Source organism: Chthoniobacter flavus Ellin428 (genome assembly GCF_000173075.1).
Lineage (GTDB): Bacteria > Verrucomicrobiota > Verrucomicrobiia > Chthoniobacterales > Chthoniobacteraceae > Chthoniobacter > Chthoniobacter flavus.
This window is the reverse complement of the sequence record NZ_ABVL01000005.1, coordinates 68,727-84,843: the sequence shown is the minus strand read 5'-3', so window position 1 is coordinate 84,843 and position 16,117 is coordinate 68,727. Positions and strand designations below refer to the sequence as shown.

The 16,117-nt window shown below is 61.2% G+C and carries 17 protein-coding genes; 11 read left to right on the top strand and 6 right to left on the bottom strand.

The genetic code is table 11. The annotated features are described in order from the left end of the window. Positions 1–171 precede the first annotated feature (171 nt). The 5 genes from CFE428DRAFT_RS10160 (at position 172) to CFE428DRAFT_RS10140 (ending at position 4,831) form a co-directional block, all read left to right on the top strand. Positions 172–1,323: a LacI family DNA-binding transcriptional regulator gene (locus CFE428DRAFT_RS10160; protein WP_006979435.1), complete on the top strand. Its 1,152-nt coding sequence runs from the start codon at positions 172–174 to the stop codon at positions 1,321–1,323. Between the two features lie 62 nt (positions 1,324–1,385). Further along, complete coding sequence (locus tag CFE428DRAFT_RS10155; protein WP_006979434.1) at positions 1,386–1,754, top strand: hypothetical protein; 369 nt, start codon at positions 1,386–1,388, stop codon at positions 1,752–1,754. 9 nt (positions 1,755–1,763) lie between these two features. Continuing rightward, a complete protein-coding gene (locus CFE428DRAFT_RS10150) occupies positions 1,764–2,141 on the top strand; it encodes a hypothetical protein (protein WP_006979433.1) in 378 nt (125 codons plus the stop codon). 69 nt (positions 2,142–2,210) lie between these two features. After that, positions 2,211–3,554 (top strand): CCA tRNA nucleotidyltransferase, encoded by a 1,344-nt coding sequence (locus CFE428DRAFT_RS10145; protein WP_006979432.1) that lies wholly within the window; start codon positions 2,211–2,213, stop codon positions 3,552–3,554. Positions 3,555–3,715: 161 nt separating this feature from the next. After that, positions 3,716–4,831, top strand: a complete 1,116-nt coding sequence (locus CFE428DRAFT_RS10140) for an Lrp/AsnC family transcriptional regulator (protein WP_006979431.1) — start codon at positions 3,716–3,718, stop codon at positions 4,829–4,831. Positions 4,832–5,148: 317 nt separating this feature from the next. Here CFE428DRAFT_RS10140 and CFE428DRAFT_RS10135 read toward each other — a convergent pair whose 3' ends face one another. Further along, positions 5,149–5,838, bottom strand: a complete 690-nt coding sequence (locus CFE428DRAFT_RS10135; RefSeq protein ID WP_157447472.1) for an outer membrane lipoprotein-sorting protein — start codon at positions 5,836–5,838, stop codon at positions 5,149–5,151. Between the two features lie 33 nt (positions 5,839–5,871). Here CFE428DRAFT_RS10135 and CFE428DRAFT_RS10130 point away from each other — a divergent pair, with 33 nt between their 5' ends. From CFE428DRAFT_RS10130 to CFE428DRAFT_RS10105, 6 genes are all read left to right on the top strand, one after another. Beyond that, a complete protein-coding gene (locus tag CFE428DRAFT_RS10130; protein ID WP_006979429.1) occupies positions 5,872–6,525 on the top strand; it encodes a phosphatase PAP2 family protein in 654 nt (217 codons plus the stop codon). Then, the gene (locus CFE428DRAFT_RS10125) at positions 6,522–8,252 is read left to right on the top strand and encodes an ArnT family glycosyltransferase (RefSeq protein ID WP_006979428.1); all 1,731 of its coding nucleotides are present in this window, start codon (positions 6,522–6,524) and stop codon (positions 8,250–8,252) included. Before CFE428DRAFT_RS10130 ends, CFE428DRAFT_RS10125 begins: the two co-directional genes overlap by 4 nt. An 84-nt stretch (positions 8,253–8,336) precedes the next feature. Then, the gene (locus CFE428DRAFT_RS10120) at positions 8,337–9,056 is read left to right on the top strand and encodes a glycosyltransferase family 2 protein (RefSeq protein WP_006979427.1); all 720 of its coding nucleotides are present in this window, start codon (positions 8,337–8,339) and stop codon (positions 9,054–9,056) included. A 29-nt stretch (positions 9,057–9,085) separates the two neighbouring features. Beyond that, positions 9,086–10,024, top strand: coding sequence for a quinolinate synthase NadA (gene nadA / locus CFE428DRAFT_RS10115; RefSeq protein ID WP_006979426.1), 939 nt, complete (start codon positions 9,086–9,088; stop codon positions 10,022–10,024). A 22-nt stretch (positions 10,025–10,046) separates the two neighbouring features. Next, positions 10,047–10,862 (top strand): hypothetical protein, encoded by an 816-nt coding sequence (locus CFE428DRAFT_RS10110; RefSeq protein ID WP_006979425.1) that lies wholly within the window; start codon positions 10,047–10,049, stop codon positions 10,860–10,862. Positions 10,863–10,899: 37 nt separating this feature from the next. Then, positions 10,900–12,918, top strand: a complete 2,019-nt coding sequence (locus CFE428DRAFT_RS10105) for an ABC-F family ATP-binding cassette domain-containing protein (RefSeq protein ID WP_006979424.1) — start codon at positions 10,900–10,902, stop codon at positions 12,916–12,918. Positions 12,919–12,922: 4 nt separating this feature from the next. On the opposite strand, the gene CFE428DRAFT_RS10100 is transcribed toward CFE428DRAFT_RS10105, so the two are convergent. The 5 genes from CFE428DRAFT_RS10100 to CFE428DRAFT_RS10080 all read right to left on the bottom strand — a co-directional run bounded on the left by CFE428DRAFT_RS10100 (position 12,923) and on the right by CFE428DRAFT_RS10080 (position 16,027). After that, positions 12,923–13,327, bottom strand: coding sequence for a GFA family protein (locus CFE428DRAFT_RS10100; RefSeq protein ID WP_006979423.1), 405 nt, complete (start codon positions 13,325–13,327; stop codon positions 12,923–12,925). Next, positions 13,324–14,601 (bottom strand): RNA polymerase sigma factor, encoded by a 1,278-nt coding sequence (locus CFE428DRAFT_RS10095; RefSeq protein ID WP_006979422.1) that lies wholly within the window; start codon positions 14,599–14,601, stop codon positions 13,324–13,326. The genes CFE428DRAFT_RS10100 and CFE428DRAFT_RS10095 overlap by 4 nt, the downstream gene beginning before the upstream one ends. A 64-nt stretch (positions 14,602–14,665) precedes the next feature. Then, positions 14,666–15,070: a YciI family protein gene (locus CFE428DRAFT_RS10090; protein WP_006979421.1), complete on the bottom strand. Its 405-nt coding sequence runs from the start codon at positions 15,068–15,070 to the stop codon at positions 14,666–14,668. Between the two features lie 6 nt (positions 15,071–15,076). Next, complete coding sequence (locus CFE428DRAFT_RS10085; RefSeq protein ID WP_006979420.1) at positions 15,077–15,616, bottom strand: SRPBCC family protein; 540 nt, start codon at positions 15,614–15,616, stop codon at positions 15,077–15,079. A 33-nt stretch (positions 15,617–15,649) separates the two neighbouring features. Continuing rightward, on the bottom strand, positions 15,650–16,027 hold the full coding sequence (locus tag CFE428DRAFT_RS10080) for a hypothetical protein (RefSeq protein ID WP_006979419.1): 378 nt from the start codon (positions 16,025–16,027) through the stop codon (positions 15,650–15,652). Positions 16,028–16,117 lie beyond the last annotated feature (90 nt).

The following is a 16,117-nucleotide window of genomic DNA, read 5'->3' as shown; positions in this document are numbered from 1 at the left end:
TGGGTTGCAGCGTTTTTGCGTTGATAAGAATATCGCCCGAAGCCCGATCTACTTCTGTAATTCCAGTTTACTACATTTTATCGGAGTTACGCATATTAACCCTACGTAGTTTTCCGTTCACGGGTTTTTGCACTTGTGAAATCCGTTCAGGACACTACTTCTTTCTCACAAATGAATTTGCCCAATGACGCGGGCGCGGCCCGCGTGGATGATTCGGAACGCGGTGGTGAGCGCAAAGCGCCCCGGCAATTGTCGGACCTGCAGAAGACGATCACCATGGCGCAGATCGCCAAGGCGGCCGGTGTCTCGCAGGGTGCCATTTCGTCGCTCTTGAACGATCGCGATTATGGCATTCGGGTGAGCGAAAAGACCCGCGAACGGGTCTTCAAGGTCTGCCGCGAGATGGGCTACATCCCGAACGACTTGCGCGCCGTAGTCCGCATGTATCCGGAACTCGGCGACTTCTGCCTGCTCCTTTCCACCAGCATCGAGGGCGGTCTTTTGGATCCCTTTGTGCATCGCCTCGTGGCCGCGGCCATGTCCGCCGTGCCGGATGAGTCGCACCCGCTGAGCCTCGCTTATTACGGCGAGACGCAGGATTACACTGCGGCCGGCACACTGCCACATCCGGTCCGGGTCGGCACTTACTCGAAATTTCTCATCCACGGCACGCCGAACGCCTCGCTGTTGGAGGTGCTTTTCAAGCGCGGGTTGCCGGTCGTCTCCCTCGGCTACGAAGCTCCGTTGGCCGGGCTGACCAGCCTCGTGCCGGACTATACGCAGGCGGCCACGCTCGCCATCGAGCATCTCGTCCAGCTTGGACATGAGCATCTGGGGATCATCTCCGGTCCCTTTGGCTCGACGCATCCGAAGATTCTCGAACTGAATCACGGCGTCAGCGTGGCCTGTGAAAAATTCGGACTGCCGATCGAGTCCCAGCACATCGTCTATGGCGATCTTTCCGAGCAGGCCGGACGTGCAGCGCTGGAGGAAATCCTCGCCCGTCAACCGGCGCCGACGGCCATCTTTGCCATGAGCGACCGGGCCGCTCTCGGCGCGCTCTCCCTCGCCCAAGCCCGCGGACTGCAAGTGCCTGGCGACCTGAGCATTGTCGGTTGCTCGGATGATCCCGGCAGCCAGACCGCGCACCCGCCGCTCACCACCGTCCATTTGCCGGCCGAGGAAATGGCAGCCCAAGGCATCCGGGAAATCGACCGCTTGGTGAACGCCGGAGCAGCGGACGCTCCGCGCAAGGAATCACTGCCCGTCCGTCTCGTTACCCGCTCCTCGACTGGCCCCGCGCGCAAGTTGCAAAAAGTTTAATCAAAAGCTGATTTGCCCCTTGACGCCCGCTGGTGTCTTGAACGAGAAGTTCGCCCCCTCTAATGAAACTCTCCTTTTATATCTCAGTCGCCGCCTCGGCACTCTGTCTCGTACTGAGCGTCGTCGTGCTCATCCAGGGCAACATCAACCAAGGGCTGCAGAACGACATTCAGACCCAGCAAGGCATCTATCAGAGGCAGCAGGAGGAAATTAACCGTGGCAACTCGATCAGTCAGCAGGTCGGACCGGCTCTGCTCCGCGACATGGCTGTTTCCTCGACCAAGAACGAGAAGATGAAGCAGCTCCTCGCGGCCAATGGTTACACCGTGAATCTCGCCACCCCGGCGCCCGGTTCCTCGCCGGCTCCTGGTGCGGCCACCCCGAAACCCGCCGCTCCTGCGACCGGCGAAGCCCCTGGCCTCCGTCCCTAATTTCACCCCATGAGCTCCGAACCCGATTACAATTTCAATCAGCCCACCTCCGCCGCCAACTCGGAGAACGGGTCCCTGCTGATCCCCTTCGCCCTCCTGACCGCGGCCATCGCCGTGGTGATGGTGGCGCAGACCTGGAACACCTTCCGTGCCCGCACCGCGCTGCGTGAGAACAGGACCCAACTCATCGATGTGGTGAAGAAGCGTGAACCGATGGTGGCTCAGTCCGGGGAAATTCAGAAGAAGCTCGAGAAGCTGATTCTGGACCTGCTCGTCCTCGCCAAGACGGACGAAGACGCCAAGGCGATCGTGCAGAAGTACAACATCCAGCAGGGCAACCCGACGGGTGCCGCGGAAGCGCCGGCTTCCACCGAAGCTCCGAAATAGCGAGCCGCTGACTTCAAGAAAGCATTCCCGAAAGCCCGGCCTCGTGCCGGGCTTTTCGTTTTATCAACCATGTCCGCCTCCGTCTCCCTCGCCGAATCCGCGCGCCGCGTCGTGCAGCAATTGCAGGACGCGGGCTTCATCGCGTACTACGCCGGCGGGTGCGTGCGTGACCAGTTGATGGGCGTGGAGCCGCACGATTACGACATCGCGACCAATGCGCATCCCGAGCAGGTGCAAAATCTCTTTCGCCGCACCATCGCGGTCGGCGCGCACTTTGGTGTCATCATCGTGCTGCAGGATGACTTCGAATTCCAAGTCGCCACTTTCCGCAACGACGGCCAGTACATCGACGGCCGTCGCCCGGAATCGGTAAGCTTCGCCACGCCCGAGGAGGACGCGACGCGGCGCGACTTCACGATCAATGGCCTCTTCTTCGACCCGATCGCCGGCAAGCTCATCGACTATGTCGGTGGACAGCAGGACCTCGCGAAGAAAATGCTGCGAGCGATCGGCAATCCTTACGACCGCCTTCGCGAGGACCGGTTGCGCCTGCTGCGGGCCGTGCGTTTCGGCGCGACCCTTTGCTTCGATCTCGATGGCGCCACTTGGCGGGCGGTTTGCGAAAATGCCCGGCATATCCATGAAGTCAGCGCCGAACGCATCCGCGAGGAGTTGGTGAAAATCTTCCTCTCGCCCAAGCGAGTCCGTGGATTCGATCTGCTGGACGAAAGCGGCTTGATGGCCGCTGTCCTGCCGGAAATCGAGGCCCTGAAAGGCTGCGAGCAGCCGCCCCAGTTTCACCCCGAGGGCGACGTCTTCGTCCACACGCGCATCATGCTCGGACTGCTGCCCACTCAGGTCTCGGTGCCGCTGGTCCTTTCCGTGCTGTTCCACGACATCGGCAAGCCGGGAACTTATGCAGTCGATCCCGACGGGCGCATCCGCTTTAGCGGGCACGACAAGCTCGGCGCAGAGATGACCGAGGCGCTGATGAGCCGTCTGCGCTTTTCGCGCGCGGAGATCGACGCCACGGTCGAAGCGGTGGCAAATCACATGGTCTTCAAGGACGTGCAGCAAATGCGCGTGGCGAAGCTCAAGCGTTTCCTCGCGCGCCCGCACATGGAGGATGAACTGGAGTTGCACCGGGTCGATTGCACGAGCAGCCACGGCATGCTCGACAACTACGAATATCTGAAAGCCAAGCGTGAGGAATTCGCCAACGAACCGTTGATCCCGCCACCGCTCATCACCGGTCGCGAACTCATCGCGCTGGGCCTGAAGCCCGGACCGCGTTTCGCCGAGATCCTCGAAGCGGTGCAATCGCGCCAGTTGGAAGGCACGCTCAAGACCTCGGAAGAAGCCTTGGAATGGGTCAAGAACGACTGGCTGGGCGAAGGCGGGGAAAATTCTTAATCTTAATCTTACTCTTACTCTGCCCGAGCGGGTTTGGATTAAGAGTAAGAGTAAGAGTAAGATTACGATTAAGAATCCTGGGAACAACCGCAATATAGGGTCGGTTTCCGGCAATTCCTAAGTAGCGCCCGCCTCCGAGGTGAGCTAAGAACAATCTCTCCATGTCTGCCATCGAACATAACGATCCCCTCAACGCCCAGATCCTCGCCGTTTCCGAGGACAAGATTCAGGGCTTTGTCCGCGAACCCTTTGTGGCCATCGCCGAGCGTAGCGGCGTGCCGCTCGAAACGGTGCTCGAGCGGCTGAAGACGATGCTCGCCGCCGGGACGATCCGTCGCATTCGGCAGACGCTCGTGGCCAGCAATCTGGCCGAGGGTGCGCTCGTGGCTTGGAAGGTGCCGGAGGAGAAGCTGAACGACGCGTTCGACTTCATGTTCCAGAAGGACCCTTTTAGCGGGCACATCGTGGTGCGGTCGACCGATACCGCCACCACCGGCAGCGAATTCCGTCTCTGGACCACGCTCAAGACCCCGGTCGGCACTTCCATGGAAGAGCATTGCGAAGTGCTCATGCGCCACACGGGCGCCACGCATTACAAACTCATGCCGGCCAAGGGCATCTTCGCCCTTGGTGTCGGCCATGTGCGCCGCAAGACCATCGAGCCCGGCGACAAGTGCGAGGGCCCGGCGAAAATGATCAAGGTCGGCGTGGTCGATCTCACCGATCTCGAATGGGAGGTCCTGCTCGCCCTCAAGCGCGAGCTCACGCTCGATGAAATCCGCGTCGGCCTGTGGGAAGCGCGCGCCGCCGAGGCCGGGGTCGATCTGGAGACTTTCTGCCGGGTCGCCGAGGACCTCAACCAGCGTCAGGTCATCGGCCGCTTCTCGACATTCCTCGAACACGTGAAGCCGTCGGCCAGCGGCCAGCGGGTCACCCGTTTCAACGCCCTGTTCCACTGGCGCGTGCCGGAAGGTCGTCAATTCGAGGCCGGCAGCGAAGTCGGCCGTTTCGACATCCTCACCCACTGCTACTGGCGTGAGGGCGGTCCGGAATTCAACAACGTCAACATCATGGCCGTGTGTCATGGCACCGAGAAGGACCGCGTCTTCGCCCACAAGGCGGCCATCGACGCCCATCTCGAGAGTATCGGTATTCCGGTGACTTACACGAACGTCTTCTGGGGCGGTCGCAGCGAGATCAAGCCCAGCGAGATCTCGCCGAAGGTCCATCGCGAATGGATGGAGAAAATGCGCGGGCCGGTCGCCGCGAACGTGTAAGGCGGAATATTTGGAGGGCGCCGCTCCGGCGGCGCCCACTTCCGCTGATCCATTTAGGCGCTGGCAGAGCCTAAGCATTACCCACATCTTTGCTCGGTTTAGGGACAGCGGGGAATTCGGCTGCGGCTCACTGGGAGGGGCGACTTTCCAGTCGCCCTGCGTCGCGGAGCGACGCCCCAAAGAAGGCGCTCCGCGCGTTGGTTCCGGTCGGCGACTGGAAAGTCGCCGCTCCCAACGCACTATCCGTATCGACGTCCAACACCGAGCAAAGATGTGGGTAATGCTCAGGGCAGAGCAGCGTCCTCCAACGTCACCCCTCAGTTCTCCGGCTTGTCGATATCGAGATAGGTCGGGTTGCGATCCTTTGAGGTGCCGTTGAAGGACTCGATCCGCATTTCCTTCAAAATCCACAGCCCGCCGCCCAGCGACTGCCCGCTCATCACCTTGAACCGCCGCGCCAGTTTGCCGGCGGCGTCAAACGCCTCGGCCTGCATCAACGCACCGGTTTTCTTGCTGATCCAGAGATCGACCTTGCCGTATTGCGTATCGCCGCGCGATCCCGGCTGCACGCGAATGATCCAGCACTTTTGCAGCAGCATGGTCTGCTCGCCTTGCACGGTCGCATTCGGCCAGTAGAGAAAGCACAGTGAAAGGTCTTCGTAGCTGATGTCCGTATCCCGCACGCGCTCATCGAAACGCCGCGGCGAGACCTTCGCCGCCTTGCCATCGACTACTTCCTCGAGCCGCGCATCCTTGTCGCCCAGCTTCACCTGCAGGACCTGCGGCGGATTCGTGAACTCGTAGCGGATCACACTACCCGCGCAAACCAGGCGGAACGGCAGGCTCTTGCCGCCATTGCGAATCTCGCCGTTGAGCGTGCGATTTTGCTCGGACTGCGCGATACGCACGGTCTTTAAGATGACGTGCGGGTCCGGTGCATCCTCGGCCAGCAACGGACCAGCGAACAGCGCGAGTGCTGCCAAAAGATTTGCGATGTGTGACTTCATACCCATACCTTCGCAAGGCTCCGCGAATCCCGCATGGATCAAAAGCTCCTTTTTCTCATCAATCGGCAATGGATCGGTCCCACGCTGGATCGAATCATGGCGCTCTTCTCGAGTTTCGACGCCTGGGTTTTGCCGATGTTGATCCTCATCGCGCTGCTGCTCTGGCGCGGCGGATTTCGTACCCGCGCCTTCGTGCTCTGCGCGGGGATCATCGTGGGAATCAATGATGGCGCGATCTCAAACAGCATCAAGCACCTCGTCAGCCGCCCGCGGCCCTATCAGAGCATCGACGGCGTGCGCCAGGTGGATCTCGGCAAGGCGAAGCCTCGCATGCTGGCGGTGGCCAAGCCGCTGAAGATCAAGCTCTCGGCGGCTGCTCCCGACCTGCAAGATCTGGCCGGGCGCTCGTTCCCGTCCTCTCACACCATCAACACTGTCTCCGTGGCACTGCTGGCGACCTGCTTCTACCGGCGTCGCGGCTGGCTGGCCTTCATCCCAGCCGCCCTGGTCGGCTACTCGCGGATCTATTGCGGCTCCCATTGGCCGAGCGATATCCTCGCCTCCATCTTCATCGGCCTCGGCGCCACCCTCCTTCTGTTCTGCCTGCTGGAATGGCTGTGGAAAAAGTGGGCCGGATCCGTTTTACCAGCGGTGCATACGGCGCACCCCAGCCTGCTCCATTCATGAATCCGCGGCGGTTTCTCTTTCTCTTTCTCGGCGTTCTCACGGTCTTCCGGCTCGTCTACATCACGCAGGTCGAGCTGTTTCCCGATGAAGCGTATTACCTGCAGTGGTCGGAGCATCTCGACCTGAGCTATTTCAGCAAGGGCCCCGGCATCGCACTGGCCCTGTGGCTCAGCACTCACATTTTCGGACCCACGGTCTTCGGCATTCGCGTGTTCAGCCCGCTGCTCGCGCTCGGCACGAGCCTGCTCATGTTTTCTTTCGCCCGCCGGCTCTATGGCGAGACGGTCGCCGTCTGGACGGTGCTGATGCTGTCCTGCGCTCCCATCCTCGAAGTCGGCTCGCTGGTCATGACCATCGACCCGCTCTCGCTCTTCTTCTGGATGGCCGCGCTCTACACCTTCTGGCTGGCCTTGGAAAAGAGCCCGGCCTTCAGCGTCTGGTGGCCGGCCACCGGCGCGCTCATCGGCCTCGGCTTCCTGGCGAAATACACCAACGCCATGCAGCTCCTCTCGATCCTGCTGCTGCTCGTCTTCACGCCGAAATATCGTCGCGTACTGCGCCGCCCCGGCTTCTATGCCATGCTCGGCGTCTTCCTCGTTTTCACCGCGCCGGTCATCATCTGGAACGCGCAGCACGCGTGGATCACCCTGCTGCACCTGCGTGCCCGCGGCGGCCTCGACGAGCCCCGGCGTTTCAACCCCATGGGCTTCCTCGAATACTTCGGCGCGCATCTCCTCGTCTATTCGCCGATTATCTTCGGCGCCATGGTCGCCGCGCTCGTCTGGGCCTGGAAAAAGTCGCGATCCCACTTCAAGCCGCGCTTCCTCCTGGCCTTCGCGCTGCCGCTCTACGTGATGTATTTCGGCCTGGCCTTCAAGAAAGCCGGCGAGCCGAACTGGACCGCTCCCGCCACCTTGAGCCTGGCGATCCTCGCCGTGGTCTTCTGGCTGGAACTGATGCGCCAGAAAAAATGGGCTGCCTCGCTGGCCGTCGTGGGACTCATCCTCGGCGGTCTGGAATGCGTCGCGACCCTGGATACCGACGTCATTCGCCGCGCGGGTTTGGCGTTTTCCTACGACCGCGACCCCAGCACCCGCGCCCGCGGATGGCAAACGGCCTCCGAGCGCATCCAGGAAATCCGCGATGCCTATGAAGCCGAGCACGGGCCCGTTTTCCTCATCGCCAACAAATACGGCACCGCAGCCAGCGTCGGCTATTACCTGCCGCACCCGCGGCGCGAGTTTCCGGATCACCCGCCGATCTACGTTCCGGAATCCGCCTGGCCGGACAACCAGTTCTACTTCTGGCCACGCTACGATGGGCTGGTCGATTACACCGACGTCGCCCGCGAAAAACTGCGCCCCGGCAGCAATCTCGACCCGGCGGTCCGCACTGAGCTTGCTGCCGCGCTGCAAGCCATGCCCACGGCGGAGAATGTCATGCCGAATGATGAAATCCGCATCCGCTTCCTTCGCGCCCTCAAGGCCGCATCGCCGGAACTCGGCATCGAGGATTACTACACCGAATCGCTCGGCTACAGCCCCTTCGTCGGCCGCAACGCCCTCTACATCACCGATCGTGACGACGAATCGCGCCCCCCGGACGTCTTCGAGCGGACCTTCGCCCACAGTGAGATGATCGCCTGCTTCAACGTGCTGCGCCGCGGCGGTTCCCTGCGCCAGATCCGCGTTTTCGCCTGCACCGGCTACCACTTGCAGGAATTGTAAGCCGCCCTTGTTTTGGGGCGTCAGCCGCGTTATCGGCTTCCGGCTCTTGCCACTGCTCTTTCGTTTCTGCATTCTGACCAACCCATGCCAGCCGTCTCTGTCGTCATCCCGCTCTACAATGAGGAGGATAACGTCGCCGAACTACAAAAAGAGATCGCCGCCGCGCTTGTGGGCCTCGACTACGAGCTCATCCTCGTGGACGACTGTTCGAAAGATCAGACCCTGGCCCGCATCGAACGGCGGCCGGAGGTGCGCGTCATCGAATTTGCCAAAAACACCGGCCAAAGCGCCGCCATGTATGCCGGCATCCAGGCCGCCAATGGCGACGTGATCGTCCTGCTCGACGGCGACCGGCAGAACGATCCGAACGACATCCCGAAGCTCCTCGAGGGCATCGCCCAGGGCGCCGACCTCGTGTGCGGCTATCGTGCCAATCGCAAGGACACCACTTTCAAGCGCATCCAGAGCCGCATCGCCAATGCCGTGCGCAGCCGTTTCACCGGCGACGGCGTACGCGACACTGGGTGCACGCTCAAGGCCATGCGCCGCGAATGCCGCGAAGCGCTCGTCCCCTTCTACGGCATGCACCGCTTCATCCCCGCGCTGATCAAGGGCATGGGTTACAAGATCGCCGAGGTGCCCACGCATCACCGCCCGCGCACCGCCGGGGTGAGCAAATACGGCTTCGGCAATCGCGCATGGAAAGCGACCTGCGATATGTTCGCCGTGAAATGGCTGCTCTCGCGGCAATTCCAGATCCGCATTCGCCGGGAGACCGGCGGCGACTCCGGAAATATCTCGTGAATCTCCCGCCTTCAATGGCACGTTAAAACATGCCCACTCTCGGCCTCGATCTTGTTGAAGAAATCCTCGAATTGAAGCGCACGCGCAATGCCGTGATTCTCGCGCACAATTACCAGGTCAAAGAGATTCAGGATCTCGCGGATTTCGTAGGCGACTCTCTCGGCTTGAGCTATCAGGCGGCCAGGACAGATGCCGATGTCATCGCCTTCTGCGGCGTCCACTTCATGGCCGAGACGGCGAAGATCGTGAACCCGACGAAGAATGTCGTATTGCCCGATCTCGAAGCCGGCTGCTCGCTCAGCGAGTCGTGCCCGGCCGACAAGCTCGCCGCCTATCTCGAGGCGAATCGCGACAAGCATTATTACGTCGTCGCCTACATCAATTGCAGCGCCGGGGTGAAAGCGCTCAGCGACGTCATCTGCACCAGCGGCAACGCTGTGAAGATCGTCCAGCGCGTGCCCGCCGATCGCCATATCCTCTTCGTGCCCGACCAAAATCTCGGCGCCTGGGTCATGGAAAAAACCGGTCGCAAGATGGAGCTTTGGAAAGGCAACTGCTACGTCCACGTCGAGTTCACCCGCAGCGCCATCGAGCGCATCAAGACGGAGTGGCCGGATGCTCCGGTCGTCGCCCATCCGGAGTGCACCTACGCTGTCCGCCTGCTGGCCGATGAAGTGTGCTCGACGGAAAAGATGATCACCTACTGCAAGGAATCGCCGGCGGAAGCGTTCATCATCGTCACCGAATCCGGCATGTTGCACCGGCTGCGCCGGGAGATTCCCGGCAAGACGTTCATCCCCGGGCCGACCGACCAGTGCGCCTGCGCCGACTGCCGGTTCATGAAGATGAACACGCTGGAGAAGCTCCACGCCGCGCTACTCAATCTCGAACCGGAGATCGTCATCCCCGAGCCGATCCGGGCGCGCGCCGAGCAGCCGATTCGTCGAATGCTGGAATGGAGCGCCTGATTCTGCTTCGCTCGTGATCGCGATGCGTTCCCTCTTCCGATTGTTAGCCCTGGCTCTTTTCCTACCGCTCGCCGGCTGTGAAAAAAGAGCCGACCCACTCACCTCCGCAAAGACCTTCTTCGGCCAAATCTCCACCGGCCATGCGGAGGACGCCTACCGCGGCGCTTCCTTCGCTTTTCAAGCACAACGCAGCTCGACCACCTTCAGCGCCTCGGTCAAGGACATGGGTCTCCTCGACTTTACCGGTGCGGATTGGGGCAAGCCCGAGCGCAACGGCCATACCGTGACGATTCCCGTGAAGATCAAAACCCACGGCGGCACGGAAATTCCGCTGATCGTCACCTTGATCGATCAGACCGGCGCCTGGCGGGTCTTCTCGCTCAAATCGCCCCCGAGCCAGGATACTGGCCAGACGGAAAATCGCTTCAGCCTCGTCGGCCAGGTCCCCTCGTTTTCGGACGCGGTCCAGAAACCGATGCCACCGGAAAATGAGATTCGCCAACTGGTCCGCGAGAATCTTTTGCGCTTCAACGAAGCGATCACCTCGCAATCGTTCGATGCCTTTTACGAGTCGGTGGCCACCCATTGGCAGGACCAGCTTACCAAGGGCCAGCTCCAGCGCGCCTTTCAACCATTCATCGACCAGAAGATCAATCTTGGCGGCATCGCCGATGCCCCGCCGATTTTCGATGAGGCTCCAGCGATCAACAGCGAAGGCCTGCTGATCGCCAACGGCCACTACGAGACAAAGCCGTATCGCGTGCAATTCGCCATGCGTTTCTACTACGAATTGCCCACCTGGAAGCTCTTCGGCCTCGACGTCAATATCCTGAAATAGGCGCGCTCGACGAACCCGCACTTGCGCGAAAGGCCGAATGGCCTGCATCTTCGCCGCCTTTTCGATGCTCACGCTTTCCCAAGTCAGTAAAGCTTTCGCCGGACGTACGCTCTTCAGCGACGTCTCGCTGCAGGTCAATCGCGGCGACCGCATTGGCCTTGTCGGCCCCAACGGCGCGGGTAAATCCACGCTTTTCTCCCTTATTCTCGGCGAGGCTTCGCCGGATACCGGCCGGGTCATGCTGGAGAAGAGCGCGAACATGGGCTTCCTGCCCCAGGAAAGCGCCCCCGCGGGCGATGAGACGGTGCTGGAACTGGCCTGCGCGACTTCGCCGGAGATGATGAAAGCCCAGCGCATCATCAAGGCGTACGAAAGCGCCCACTCCTCGAGCGAAGGAGCCACCCCCGGCACACCCTCGGACGAGGATTACCACGAAGCTCTCGCCACCTTCGACGAGCTCGGCGGCTGGCAGCTCGAGCCCAAGGCCAAGCAGATCCTCCACGGCCTGGCTTTCCGCGAAGTGGATTTCGACCGGCAGGCCCGCACGATGAGCGGCGGCTGGATCATGCGCGCCCATCTGGCGCGCCTGCTCGTCATGGAGCCTGACCTGCTCCTCCTCGACGAACCGACCAACCACCTCGACCTCGAATCGCTCTATTGGTTCCAGGATTATCTCAGCCGCTATCCCGGCGCGATCCTCATGATCTCCCACGATCGCGAATTCCTGAACGCGCTCGTCGGCTCCATCGTCGAAATCGCGCACTCGAAGCTCAACCGCTATCGCGGCAATTGGGACAAATACGTCGTCGAAAAGGCGGCGCGCGAAGAGCAACAACTCGCTGCTTACAAAAACCAGCAGAAGGAAATCGCATCGCTGCAGGAATTCGCCGATCGCTTCCGCGCCAAGGCCAGCAAAGCGTCACAGGCGCAGAGCAAGCTGAAGCAGATCGATCGCATGGAAAAAATCGAGGCGCCGCTCTCGCAGGAGAAGACGGTGCACATGCGCTTCCCGCAGCCGCCGCGCTCGGGCATCCGTGCGATCGAGATGAAGGGCATCGACTTCTCCTACGGCGACCTCACGGTCTACCGCGGGCTCAATTTTGAGGCGGAACGCGGCCAGCGCACCGTGCTCGTCGGCCCGAACGGCGCCGGCAAGTCCACGCTGCTCAAGCTTCTCGCCGGCAATCTCAAGCCACAGGCCGGGACGGTCGAGCCAGGTTACAACGTCAAGGTCGGCTACTTCTCGCAGCACCGCATGGAGGGGTTGAAGCCCAAAAGCACCGTCCTGGAGAGCGTCCAGGACATGCCGAACCCGCCGGGCGAGCAGATGTGCCGCACCGTGCTCGGCTCGTTCCTCTTCCGCGGCGATGATGTCTTCAAGCCCGTAGGCGTGCTGAGCGGTGGGGAAAAGACGCGTCTCGCCCTGGTCAAGCTGCTACTCGATCCGCCGAATCTTTTGCTCATGGATGAGCCGACGACCCACCTGGATATCGGCTCCATCGATGCGCTGATCAACGCGCTGCAGCAGTACGAGGGCACGCTCATCTTCATCAGCCACGACGTGCATTTTATCCGCGCCATGGCGAAGACGGTGTTGCACATCAGCGCCGGCAAGCTCACGCCTTATGCTGGGGATTACGATTACTACCTCGAGAAATCCAAGGCGACCTCCGCTCGCGAAGCGCTGACCGCCGGCGAGAAGCTGACAAATTTCCAACCCAAGGCCGCCCCGGTCGCGGCGACCAACGTCACCGGCAACGCGCCCACGCCCCGCAAATCCAAGGAGCAAAAACGCGCCGAAGCGGAAGCGCGTCAGGCGCAAGCGCGCGTTCGGAAGGAGCACGAGACGAAGGTGGCGTCACTGGAAATGCAAATCGCCACCCTGGAAGGAAAGCAACGTGCACTGACGGCTGAACTCGAAAATCCCGACACCTACGAGAGCGGTGGACGGGCGGTGGAGATCAATCGCGACCTCATGGCCGTGTCGGAAGACCTCGCGCGGTTGACCAAGGAATGGGAAGCCCTCGCGGCCACGGCGCCGGAAGACGGAGCGTAGCTACCTACGGCAGTTGCTCGTAAGCCGGCACATCCTTTTCAATCGGATCCCACGGACACGCATCCGCCACCCAGAAATTCATCTGCGGGCGAAAGAAGCTCGAGTCATCCAGCGTGCCGACGGTAATCCCGATCCCCTCGTCGCTCTCCCCGCCGGAAACCCGCGAGCCGCAATCCGCACAAAATCCCCGCTTGTGCTGTCCGCCTTTCACGCTCGGCGTGAAATGATGCCGGATCGTCCCTTGCGTCCAACTAAACCCCGTCTTCGGCACATAGATCGCGGCCACATACGGCCCGCCGGAGAGCCGCTGACAATCGCGGCAGTGACACTTGAACATGAACGCCGGTTCGACGGTGATTTCGTAGCGGATCGCCCCGCAGGCACACCCGCCGGTGAGTGGAAGGTTCATAGATAATTACGACTGGGTTTGGGCTGACTCTTAAGACGTTCCTCCGCTTCTTTCAATCGGCGCGCCAGAAACGCCTGCTCGGATTTCAGCTCCGCGAGTTGGAGCGCACGATGAAAATGGCTCGCCGCCACGAGGTCGTTTCCGACCTGCGTCTCGAATTCTCCCAGCACGGCGTAGAGCAGATAATAGGAAGAGAGCTCGCTGCGCCCGGAAATCGCCCGGATCGCTTCCAGTCCTTTCGCTGGGCCGTGCACGTTGGCCACCGCAACCGCGCGATTGAGAGCGACAACCGGCGAGTCATCCATTTCCACCAAACGGTCGTAGAGCGAAAGGATCTGCCGCCAATCGGTCGACGCGTCATCCAGCGCCGTGTCGTGACACGCCGCGATGCCCGCGTGCAGATGATACTCGCTGATCTCATTCCCGTACGCCGAGCGCCCGAGATGCATGATTCCCCGTGCGATCATCTCGCCATTCCACAGCGAACGGTTCTGCTCCTTGAGCCGCAAAATATTTCCGTCGCTATCCACCCGCGCGGGCAGGCGCGCGCCATTCAACAGCATGAGCGCGAGCAACGCGTGCGTGCGCGGTTGATTTCCCGCTGGATGCTCGGCGAGCAATGCCGTGAGACGAATCGCCTCCGCGCAAATGTCCTCCCGCACCAGGGATTCGCCGCTGGAGGCCTTGTAACCCTCGTTGAAAAGCAGCAGCAGCGTCTGCCGCACCCCATCGAGGCGGCTCGCCAATTCCGGGCCCGATGGAATCTCGAAGGGAATCTTCTGCTCCTGAATGCGCTGGCGGGCGCGGGTGAGACGCTTGGCGATCGCCGCCTCGGTGGTCAGGAAAGCGGTGGCGATCTCCACGGTACCCAGACCGCAAAGAGTCTTCAGCGCGAGCGCCGCCTGCGAGTCCGGTGGAATCAGCGGATGGCAGCAGGTGAACATGAGCCGCAACCGGTCGTCCTTGATCTCACCTTCCAGCATCGGCGAATTGCCGCCCTCACCGACGCCTTCTTCGACCTCAGCGATGATCTCAGGCTGCTTCTCATGAAAGCGCTTTTCACGCCGCACGATATCCAGCGCCATGTTCTTCGCCGTTTGCATGAGCCACGCCGCCGGGTTCTTCGGGATCCCTTGATACGGCCAGGTCTGCATCGCGCGGATGAGCGCCTCCTGCACCACGTCTTCCGCCATTTGCAGGCGGTCGGCACCGAAGATACCGGTGAGAACCGACACCAATTTACCCGCCTCGTGCCGGAAGAGATGCTCCGTCAACTGCGGAACATCCGACGTTGAGGGGATGGGCGGTGATGCTGACCTGGCCGCTTCCACGGAGGAATCAGGCGTGAACGGTGGCTGGCTTGGCTACGGCCATTTCGCTGGCCGCGCAACGGGCGAGCAGCGGGCGCACTTCGACCGTCGTCCCGTAACCGAGTGTCGGGCATTCCTTCGCGATCTCCGCGGCTTCCTCGAGACTGCCAACGGTGAGCAGAAAGTAGCCGGCGACGGACTCCTTGGCCTCGGCGTAAGGGCCATCGACGACGTTTTTCATTTTGCCGGAGACAATTTTCGAGTCGGGGCCGAGCGACTGCCCGCCCTTGCAACGACCTTCTTCGACGAGGCGGTTAAACCAGGCCATCCACACGGTCATGGTCTTTTGAATTTCGTCCGGGGAGAGACCGCGATGCCAGTCGGCGCCGCGGAAGAGAAGGAGATAGTCGGATTTTGCGGATGTGTTGTTCATAAGGGACTATTTGTGCGCTTCGGATTCAGACTGACTCTTCAAGTCGGCGAGGCCTTTTTCAAACATCGGCCCGCACATTTTTTCGCAGTCCATGAAGAGGCTCACGGCCTTGGTGACGAAATTGTAAGTGCCCGTCATGGTCCAACTGACGACGGTTTGATCGCCATTCGGCTTGAAGATGAATTCCACTTGGTTCGTACCCTTGAACGGCTTGAGGAAATCGAGCCGGTAGCCGAGCAATTCGTTCGGCTGGCACTCGGTGCAGGTCATGGAACCCTCGCCGGCCTGGGAGTTTCCGACCCAGGAGAAGCTGGCGTCCTTGCCCGAATCCGGGCCGGTGTAGGTCATCTTCGCCGCCGGATCGATTTTCGCAAAGGGCGACCACTCCTGCATTTTGTGCAGGTCGCTCACCTTGCCGAAGATGACCGCAGGCGGCGCAGTGATGGTCGCGCTCCGGGAGACGCGAAAATGATCGGGACGCGTGGCCACCACGATGACGAAGACGACGACAATGACGAGGAGACCGAGGAGGATGAATTTCAACATGGGATGCGAAGGGGTTGCGTGAGGATGGGGAGTTCAGTTTAGCAAGCCGGCGAAAGCTTTGCGGCCACACCAGAGCAGGTAGAGGGCGAGAAGGACGATGACGATGGTCATCGGGTCGGGGACGGTCTTGGCGACTAGGATTTGGAATGCCAGGATGTTCAGAATAATCGGGCCGAGCACGAGCATGCCGTAATTCCGCGTCCGCGGGATCGCGACGAGAATGCCGCCGATGAGCTCGAAAATTTTCACAAAGGTCATGTACCCCGTGTCAAAGAAGACCTGGTTGAACAGAGCGACCGGCGAACCTTCGGGAAGCTTCGGCATGGGCGCGAGGTGAAACAGGACCACGACGCTGGCCATGATGAAGAGGAGACCGAGAAGGACTCCGGCGATGATGGGGATGTATTTCATAGTTGGGAGGTGGCGGACATTTTCAAATTTATTTCTTTGCGAGGCCGGCGAGATAGACGTCGAGTCGAGTAGTGGTCACGGTGGGTTCTC